Raw genomic sequence first — 1235 nt, forward strand, 5'->3', positions numbered from 1 at the left:
GTGGAGAGGGCCGACGTCATTCTCTGCGGGAACGGCCTCGGCACGGGGAGCCACGGCGTGGTGGCGGCCCTCGCACCCCTTGCAAAGAAACTCGTCCTCGACGCCGACGCCCTCCGCACCCCCCTGCCCCTGGGGGGGGAGACCGTCTACACCCCCCATGCAGCAGAGTTCGTCCGGGCCTTCGGCCGTCCTCTCCCGCAACCCCTGCGCGACCGCGCCCGCACTGTCCGCGGTGCCGTGCCCGAAGGGTCCGCAGTCCTCCTGAAGGGTGCCGTCGACATCATCTCAGACGGCAGGAGGGTCCGCTTCAACAGGACAGGGTGCCCCGCAATGACCGTCGGCGGGACGGGCGACGTCCTTGCCGGAGTCGCGGCCGGCCTTTTCTGCCGCCTCCCGGCCTTCGACGCTGCGTGCGTCGCGGCCTATGTAAACGGCCTCGCCGGGGAGGCCGCTGCCGCCGGGCGTGACGCCGGCATGACCGCAACAGAGATACTCGGCCGGATTCCAGAGGTACTCTATGGTTGAGTTCACCCATATCGCGGACGACCGCGCCCGCATGGTCGACGTCTCCGACAAACCCGACGTCATGCGTGCGGCGGTCGCGGAGGGCCGGATCTACCTGCGGGATGAGACTCTTGCGGCGATCCGTGAAGGGACCGTCATCAAGGGGAATGTCCTGGCGACGGCGCGGGTCGCCGCCACCATGGCGGTGAAGGACACCTCCCGCATCATCCCGATGTGCCACCCCCTCGCCCTCGGCGGCGTGGAGACCGACTTCGAGGAAGGGGATGGTTGCATCACCGCACGGGTGAAGGTCCGCTCGTACGGCAAGACCGGCGTCGAGATGGAGGCCCTCACCGGAGTCTCCGTCGCCCTCCTCACCGTCTGGGACATGGTGAAGTCCGCGGAGAAGGACGAAAACGGGCAGTACCCGGTCACCAGGATCGAGGGGATCAGGGTCGTGGAGAAGAGGAAAGGGAAGGCGTGAGAGGATTGGCGTGAGGCGTTGATACAACCGACGCCTTCCCCCTATCCTTCGCCGGGAGACTACGCCGAAAATCAGAGATTTTCTCGCGTTCACTCCGTTCGCAGCCCCCAGCTCTCGAAAGCCTCCGGCTTTCTCGACTCCCTCCGGTCGTAATCGAAAACCTACGGTTTTCTCAAACTCGCTAAAGCTCGTTCCCCGCTCGGGATTGGTTCAGGGAAGACAGAACAAGGATCCTGAAGAGGATGAT

The 1235-nt window shown here is 65.6% G+C and carries 2 protein-coding genes; both read left to right on the forward strand.

Annotation, left to right across the window (positions count from 1 at the left end; translation table 11 throughout):
• On the forward strand, positions 1 to 525 hold a 525-nt coding region (locus Q0520_RS00505; RefSeq protein WP_298665266.1), incomplete at its 5' end, for an ADP/ATP-dependent (S)-NAD(P)H-hydrate dehydratase.
• A complete protein-coding gene (gene moaC, locus Q0520_RS00510; RefSeq protein ID WP_298665269.1) occupies positions 518 to 988 on the forward strand; it encodes a cyclic pyranopterin monophosphate synthase MoaC in 471 nt (156 codons plus the stop codon). The genes Q0520_RS00505 and moaC, both read left to right, overlap by 8 nt.
• The last annotated feature ends 247 nt before the right edge of the window (positions 989 to 1235 follow it).

The organism is uncultured Methanofollis sp. (assembly GCF_937919355.1).
Classification (GTDB): Archaea; Halobacteriota; Methanomicrobia; order Methanomicrobiales; family Methanofollaceae; genus Methanofollis.

Excerpts from the sequence above, each read along its gene's own strand:
- moaC (WP_298665269.1), top strand. The coding sequence starts at position 518 with ATGGTTGAGTTCACCCATATCGCGGACGACCGCGCCCGCATGGTCGAC.